This window comes from Streptomyces sp. NPDC059994, from assembly GCF_042737755.1.
Lineage (GTDB): Bacteria > Actinomycetota > Actinomycetes > Streptomycetales > Streptomycetaceae > Streptomyces.
In genome coordinates this window covers 23,199-29,944 of sequence record NZ_JBHWUR010000093.1, presented here as the reverse complement: position 1 = coordinate 29,944, position 6,746 = coordinate 23,199, and the positions used below count along the sequence as shown (strand labels likewise).

Below are 6,746 nucleotides of genomic sequence, written 5' to 3'. Positions count from 1 at the left end.
AGGGGCGCGGGGAACTGCGCGCCCAGCCCCCACCGGCCCGCACGCGAAACGCGCCGCGCCCCACAGTGCTTACTCCGTTCGCAACCCGTCCGGCCGCATCAACCTCCACAGCGGTGGCAACGACAGGGCCGTCACCAGGAGCACCACGGCCCCGCCGATCCCCACCATCCCCGCCACCGACGGCCAGTCGATGTGGATCGGGTGGCCGACCATGCGGAGCAGGACCGCTCCCAGGCCCAGGCCCACGCCCGCCGCCAGGGTGAGGCCCAGGGCGACCGGGACGGCTGTCTGCCACAGGACCGACCAGCTCAGGGTCGTGCGGCGGGTGCCGAAGGCGACCAGGGACGAGAGCAGGCGCTTGCGTTCGCGCAGTTGCTCCAGCATGGAGACCAGCAGGCTCGTGCCGATCAGCAGCAGGACCGCGGCGGCGCCGATGTACAGACCGCGCCGCGCCCCCGCGAACCTCGCCGCCGTCTTGAGGCCGTTGAGCTGCCGCGCCTGCGTGAACGGGTCCGCCGCCCACGCCGCGTTCAGGACCCGGTCGGCCACCAGCGCGTCGCCCGGCCGCGTCGTCACGTACGTCGTGTAGTACACCCGTGCCTTCGTGAGCTTGCGTATCGCTCCCGGCGTGGCCAGCAGGCCGCCGCGCTTGAAGCCCATCGGGTCCGTCCGGGCCGGGACCGTGCGCGCGTCGCGCGGCACCGTGTACGCGATCTCCGTCTCCTTGCGGTCTCCGCCGTCCGCCGGGGAGAAGTACAGCTTGGCGCCCGCCGCCGCACCCTCCCGGCCGTACTCGCCGCCGGTCGCCACGAACACGTCGCCGTCCTTGCACGAGGTCAGCTCGCCCACCTCGCGCAGGGCCCGGCAGTCGCCCACCGCCATCTCGACGTACTGCTGACTGTCCGGGTCCGGCGTCCTCGTGTGCAGGCCGATGTTCCCCAGCGTCGTCGTGCCCGTCACGCCCGGCACCGCCCTCAGGTTCTCCTCGCGGCGCGCCTGTTCGGCCTTGGACAGGTTCGAGGACACCGGGACGACCATCTGGGCCCGGGCCGTGTCCTCGCCGCTGGACTTCACGTAGTCGCCCTCGATGCCGCTGAAGAGCATCTGCAACGCGATCGCCCCGGCCACCGCCACCGCGATGCCGTTCACCAGGCGGGCCGCGGTGCCCGAGTTCAACTGGAGGCGGCGGACGGCCAGTTGCCAGCCGACCCCGCCGCCGCCGAGCCGCCGCACCACCGTCTCGATCAGCCACGGCAGCAGCGCCGACACGCCGATGAGCAGCAGGACCGTACCGCTGATCACCTGGGTCTGGTTGTAGAAGCCGGTGTCGCGGCCCTTGTCGAACATCGGCACGAGGAGGCCGAGTCCGACCACCGGCAGCAGCAGACGCCACCACAGGCGCCGCGGGCGCGGCACCGACGTCCGTACGACACCGAGCGGTTCGATCACCACACCGCGCAGCGCGAACAGCGTCACTCCGACCGCCGCCGCCGGCACCGCCACTCCCACCAGGAGCGCCAGGCCCGCGCTGGGGTTCAGGTCGGAGGGGAAGACGTTGAGCCGGGCGATCGTGACCTCACCCACGTACTGGCGGGCGATCAGGAAGAACACCGTGCCGAGGGCGAGTCCCAGGAGCGAGCCCGCCAGTGCCTCGCCCGCCGCGATCCAGCGGGTCATCCGGCTGTCCGCGCCGACCAGGCGCAGCGCCGCGAGGCGCTTGTCGCGCCGGTCGCCGCCGAAGCGGACGGCCGCCGCGATGAAGACCGCGACCGGCAGCAGCAGCACCACGAAGATGATCACGATGAGCAGGGCCAGGATCGGGTCGATCGGCTCGCCCGACTTCTTGTCCGGGAAGGTCTTGATCCGCTCGACGTCGACCTGGTCGGAGGACAGCGCCTGGTGGCCCTTGAGGGCGTCGCTGCCCGCGTAGTAGGCGAGTTCGTGCGGGCCCAGCAGGCCCGCGTTCCCGATCGTGCCGGTGATCCTGTACGGGACGCGCTCGCGCAGCAGTTTGCCGCCGGGCGACGCCAGCAGGTCGCGCAGCTCGGGCGAGACCACCATCGTGCCGGGCGCGGGCAGTGCGGACAGACCCGGCGGCACCGGCGCCCGGTCGCCCTCGGGCTGCAGCAGCCGGCCGCGGATGTCGTCACCGCCGAAGACCGTGTCGGTACGGGCGATCAGCATGGTGTCGGCGGCCGCGGGTGTCTCCTGCCCGGCGCCGTAGTCGTTGCGCGCGTTGTCGCGCGCGTCCCGCGCCGAGAGCGCGCCCGGCAGGGCGGTGGTGGCGAGCAGGAGTGCCACGCCGAGGCCGACGCCGATCGCCGTCATCAGCGTGCGCGTCCACCCCTCTCGGCCGCCGGTGAGCGCGAACTTGGCACCCATGGAGAGATCGCGGAGCCTGTTCATATGGTGTGCCTGTTCATACGGAGTGCTCCAGCATCATGTCGCGGGACTTTCCGTCGCGTACGACGATCTCCCGGTCGGAGTAGGCGGCGACCCGGGCCTCGTGGGTGACCAGGACGACCGCCGCGTTGGCGGACCGGGCCGCCTCGGTGAGCAGCTGCATCACGCGCTCGCCGTTGAGCGAGTCGAGGGCGCCGGTCGGCTCGTCCGCGAAGATCACCCGCGGTGAGGTGACCAGCGAGCGGGCCACCGCGACGCGCTGGCCCTGGCCGCCCGATACCTCGCCGGGCCGCTTGTTCCCGAGGTCGTCGACCTCCAGGCGCTCCATCCACGACAGCGCCGTGCGCTCGGCCTCCTTGCGGCGCACCCCGGTCAGCCGCAGCGGCAGGGCAACGTTCTCCGTACAGGTCAGCTCGGGGACGAGCTGGCCGAACTGGAAGACGAAGCCGAACTCGCTGCGGCGCAGCGCGCTGCGCTCCGCGTCCTTCATCGACGACAGCTCACGGCCGTTGTAGAGGATCGTCCCCGAGTCGGGCGTGACGATCCCGGCCAGGCAGTGCAGCAGCGTCGACTTGCCCGAGCCGGACGGGCCCATGACGGCGACGACCTCGCCGGGGTGGATGGAGAACTCCGCGCCGTCGAGGGCGGGCGTGGACCCGTACGACTTGCGCAGGTCCTTGGCGAGGAGCAGGGAGCCGGCGGGCGTCATGCGCGTACCTCCGTGGCGAGCTGGTCGAGGCGGGCGGCGGTCAGCTCCAGCCAGCGCAGGTCCGCCTCCAGGTGGAACAGGGCGTGGTCGCAGATCAGCTGGTCGGAGAGGTCGCCGCGGCGCTTGCGGTCGGTGAGGATGCGCATCAGCCGCAGGTGCTCGGCGCGCTGGGTGTCGAGCAGGTCGCCGGCGCTGCGGCCGGTGAGCAGGGCGAGGACGACCTTGGTGTAGAGCGTCGACTGGAGGTACGGCTCGGGCTTCTCCGGCTGCTTGAGCCAGGCCTCGACATCGGTGATGCCGGCCTCGGTGATCGCGTACCGCTTGCGCTCGGGGCCGCCGCCGGCCTCCACGCCGTCGACCTCCACGAGGCCGTTCTTCAGCAGGCGCGACATGGTCGAGTAGACCTGCCCGTAGTGCAGCGGGCGGTCGTGCCCGAACTTCTCGTCGAAGGCGCGCTTGAGGTCGTACCCATGGCGCGGGCCCGACTCCAGGAGTCCGAGGAGGGTGTGGCCGATGGACATGCTCAGATGCCTTTCTGCTGTAGGTCTGCGGACGGTGGTCGGGTCACTCGGTACGGAGGCCGTCGGGGCGCATCAGGCGCCACAGCGGGGGCAGGCTGAGCAGCGTCACCACCAGGACGGCGACGGTACCGGTGCCCGCGAGCGGCAGGAAAAGCCACCAGTCGGTGACCTCCTTGCCGACCATGTCGAGCAGGGCCACGCCCAGCGCGGTGCCGCCCGCGACCGCGAGCACGACCCCGAGGACGACCGGCACGGCGGTCTGCCACAGCACGGACAGGGCGAGCGAGGAGCGCCGGGTGCCGAAGGCGACCAGGACCGAGAGGAGCCTGCGGCGCTCGCGCAGCTGCTCGATCTGCGAGACGAGCAGGCTCAGCGCGATCAGCAGCATGGTGGCGATCGCCCCGGTCCGCAGCCCGCGCTGGACACTGGCGTACTGCTTGTCGCGCTCGACGTTGTCGATGGTGCGCACGGTCATGGCCGGGTCGATGGCGGCGGCCGTGTTGCGTACGTACTCCGCGGCGTCCGGCACCTTCCGGTCGACCTTGATCATGGCCTTGGTCTCGGCCGCCGGGAGCTTGGTGACGTCGACGGCGCCGGGGGTGGCGAAGATGCCGTACCGGTGCTCGCCCATCGGGTCCGGCCGGGAGACGACCGGGCGGGCCGAGTTGGGCAGCGTCCACAGGTACGGCTTCACCGAGGAGTCGTAGTCGGAGGTGGTGTCGAGGTTGACCGCCTCGCCGGGCCGCGCGGTCTCGTCCACCCATGCGCTCAGCCGCTTGTCGTCCGCGGGGTGGACGACGAAGGTGTCGCCGTCCCGGCAGGAGCCGGTGCGGGCGAGCTCCGCGAGCGTGGCGCAGTCGCCCACGGTCAGGGTGGTGGTGGGCTGGATCCGGCCCCCGGTGTAGTGGCCCGGCCGCGTCGCATAGGTCTCGACCGTGCCGATCACCGCCTCGACGCCCCTGGTGGCGCGGAAGTCGTGGATCATCCGCTGGGCGCGCTCGCCGCTCGGGAAGTCCGCCGTGACGTCGACCTGGGCGCGGCTGGGGTCCTGGTCGGTGGTGCGGACGAAGTCGGCGTGGATGCCGGTGGTCATCATCTGGAGCGAGATCGCGCCCGCCACCGCCACGGTGATCCCCGCGACGGCCCGGCTCGCGGTGCCGCCGCCGAGCTGGAGCCTGCGTACGGCCAGCTGCCAGGCGACCGGGCCGCCGCGCAGCCGGGCGACCGCCGCCTCCACCAGCCACGGCAGCAGCGTCGCGAGACCGGTCAGGGTGAGGATCGCGCCCAGGGCGACCAGGTTCGGGTCGGTGACGCCCTCGTCCACGCCCGCCTTGGGGGACAGGGCGAGGACGGTGACCCCGGCCACGGGCAGCAGCAGCCGCCACCACAGCCTGCGCCCGCGGGGCTTGGCGGCCCGGACGACGCCCAGCGGCTCGACGGCCACCGAGCGCATCGTGAAGAGGGTGACCACGACGGCCGCGAGCGGCACGGCGAGCAGCACGAGCACGGCGAGTGCGGGGTCCGGGGTGAAGTCGGCGGGGAAGGCGGCGAAGTCCCAGAAGCGGAAGCCGCCGACGAGTTCGCGGCCGAAGAGGAAGAGGACCGCTCCGAGCAGCAGGCCGAGTGCCGAGCCCGCGAGCGCCTCACCGGCCGCGATCCAGGCGGTCATCCCGGTGTCGGCGCCGACCAGGCGCAGCGCCGCGAGCCGCTTGTCGCGGCGCTCGCCGCCGAACCGTACGGCGGTGGCGATGAAGATGATCACCGGCAGCAGCAGCACCACGCAGGCCACCACGGTGAGCGCCACCAGGACCGGGTTGAGCGGCAGCTTCACGACCTCGCCGCCGAACGCGTTGGTGCGAAGGGCGCCGCCCGCCTGGCTGAGGGTGGAGCTGCCCGCGTAGAAGAAGAGCTCGGTGGGGTCGAGGAGCCCGGCGTCGCCGATGCTCGCGGTGACCTTGTACGGGAGCCGCCGGCGCAGCAGCTCGCCCTTCGGCGAGTCGAGCAGATCGCGCAGGGCGGGCGAGGCGGCCATCTCGCCGGGGCCGGGCAGGGCGTCCAGACCGGGCGGCACGGCGGGGTGCCTGCCCTCGGGGCGCAGCAGGAGTCCGCCGAGGGACTCGCCGCGGTACTGGGTGCCCACCATGTCGAAGAGCACCGAGCTGTCGGAGAGCTCGAACGGCTTCTTGCTGCCGGAGGCGGCGGGCGCCCGGGCGTCGCCGCGCGCGCTGCTCGCCTGGTTGACGTGCGGGATCGACGCCGCCGCGAAGAGCAGCGCGACCCCGAGCCCGACACCGAGCGCGGTCAGCAGCGTACGGACCCAGCCCTCGCGGCCGCCGGTGAAGGCGAACTTGGCGCCGAGCGCCAGCTCACGGACGCGGCGGCTCACCGCGTACCGGCCGGGGCGGGCGTGAGATCGCGGGAGCGGCCGTCGCGGACGGTGATCTCACGGTCCGAGTAGGCGGCGACCCGGGTCTCGTGGGTGACCAGGACCACGGCCGCGCCGGTGTCCCGGGCGGCCTCGGTGAACAGCCGCATCACCAGCTCGCCGCTGAGCGAGTCCAGGGCGCCGGTCGGCTCGTCCGCGAAGACCACGCGGGGCGCGGTGACCAGGGCGCGGGCGACGGCGGCGCGCTGGCCCTGGCCGCCGGATATCCGGTCAGGCCGCCGCCGGGCGACCGAGTCGACCTCCAGGCGCTCCAGCCAGTGCATCGCCGCGCGGTCGGCGTCCTTGCGGCGCACCCCGTCGAGCCGCAGCGGCAGCGCCACGTTCTCGGCGCAGGTGAGCTCGGGCACGAGCTGGCCGAACTGGAACACGAACCCGAAGTCGCGGCGGCGCAGGGCCGAGCGCCGGGTGTCGTTCATCGCGGTCACATCGCGCCCGTCGTACGTGATGGTCCCCGCGTCGGGCCGGACGATCCCGGCGAGACAGTGCAGCAGCGTGGACTTCCCGGACCCCGAGGGCCCCATGACGGCGACGATCTCACCGGGGGAGAGGGAGAAGTCCGCGCCGTCGAGGGCGGGCGTGGAGCCGAAGGCCTTGCGCAGCCCGCTCGCGCTGAGCAGGGGGCCGGACGACGGGCCGGATGACGAGCCGAGTGACATGAGGAGAACTA

At 72.9% G+C, this 6,746-nt stretch carries 5 protein-coding genes; all 5 read right to left on the bottom strand.

Annotated features, from left to right (window positions below; genetic code table 11):
* Positions 1–69 precede the first annotated feature (69 nt).
* From ACFWA7_RS31455 to ACFWA7_RS31435, 5 genes are read right to left on the bottom strand one after another with little or no spacing between them, the layout of a single operon-like run.
* On the bottom strand, positions 70–2,406 hold the full coding sequence (locus ACFWA7_RS31455) for an ABC transporter permease (RefSeq protein ID WP_385826507.1): 2,337 nt from the start codon (positions 2,404–2,406) through the stop codon (positions 70–72).
* A gap of 13 nt (positions 2,407–2,419) precedes the next feature.
* Entirely contained in the window at positions 2,420–3,112 is a 693-nt protein-coding gene (locus tag ACFWA7_RS31450) for an ABC transporter ATP-binding protein (RefSeq protein WP_385540326.1), read from the bottom strand.
* Entirely contained in the window at positions 3,109–3,633 is a 525-nt protein-coding gene (locus ACFWA7_RS31445; protein WP_190089936.1) for a PadR family transcriptional regulator, read from the bottom strand. The genes ACFWA7_RS31450 and ACFWA7_RS31445 overlap by 4 nt, the downstream gene beginning before the upstream one ends.
* Before the next feature lie 43 nt (positions 3,634–3,676).
* Positions 3,677–6,019 carry an FtsX-like permease family protein gene (locus tag ACFWA7_RS31440; RefSeq protein WP_385826505.1) on the bottom strand — a complete coding sequence of 781 codons (2,343 nt, stop codon included), beginning with the start codon at positions 6,017–6,019 and terminating at the stop codon, positions 3,677–3,679.
* Positions 6,016–6,735, bottom strand: a complete 720-nt coding sequence (locus ACFWA7_RS31435) for an ABC transporter ATP-binding protein (protein ID WP_385540331.1) — start codon at positions 6,733–6,735, stop codon at positions 6,016–6,018. The genes ACFWA7_RS31440 and ACFWA7_RS31435 overlap by 4 nt, the downstream gene beginning before the upstream one ends.
* Positions 6,736–6,746: the final 11 nt, after the last annotated feature.

Coding starts and splice junctions, on each gene's coding strand:
- ACFWA7_RS31455 (WP_385826507.1), bottom strand. CDS start 2,406: ATGAACAGGCTCCGCGATCTCTCCATGGGTGCCAAGTTCGCGCTCACC.
- ACFWA7_RS31450 (WP_385540326.1), bottom strand. CDS start 3,112: ATGACGCCCGCCGGCTCCCTGCTCCTCGCCAAGGACCTGCGCAAGTCG.
- ACFWA7_RS31445 (WP_190089936.1), bottom strand. CDS start 3,633: ATGTCCATCGGCCACACCCTCCTCGGACTCCTGGAGTCGGGCCCGCGC.
- ACFWA7_RS31435 (WP_385540331.1), bottom strand. CDS start 6,735: ATGTCACTCGGCTCGTCATCCGGCCCGTCGTCCGGCCCCCTGCTCAGC.